The organism is Cryobacterium sp. 10I5, assembly GCF_035019865.1.
Lineage (GTDB): Bacteria > Actinomycetota > Actinomycetes > Actinomycetales > Microbacteriaceae > Cryobacterium > Cryobacterium breve_A.
This window is the reverse complement of the sequence record NZ_JASJVI010000243.1, coordinates 1-246: the sequence shown is the minus strand read 5'-3', so window position 1 is coordinate 246 and position 246 is coordinate 1. Positions and strand designations below refer to the sequence as shown.

General features: G+C 76.8%; 1 protein-coding gene. It reads right to left on the bottom strand.

Annotated elements, in window-relative coordinates:
• Positions 1-246 (bottom strand): hypothetical protein (locus tag QN350_RS19865; RefSeq protein ID WP_323517249.1); only part of this gene is annotated, 246 nt, incomplete at both ends.

The following is a 246-nucleotide window of genomic DNA, read 5'->3' as shown; positions in this document are numbered from 1 at the left end:
GGCTTCCCGGGTGGCGGGGAGGTCTTCGGCGAGGGTGCGGCTGGCCTCGATCAGGGTCTCGGCCGTGCGCCGCGGCAACCGGAGCAGCGCCCCGACCTCGCAGGTGAACTCCTCCTTCGTGGCCTCCTCCGGCGACCACAGCGGGCGCCTCCCACCGGCGCGCTCCGCGGCTTCCGCGCGGGCCCGGCCGACATCGGCCAGCACCCGCTGGGCGGTATAGATCGCGTCGGCCCGCTTCGCGGCGGC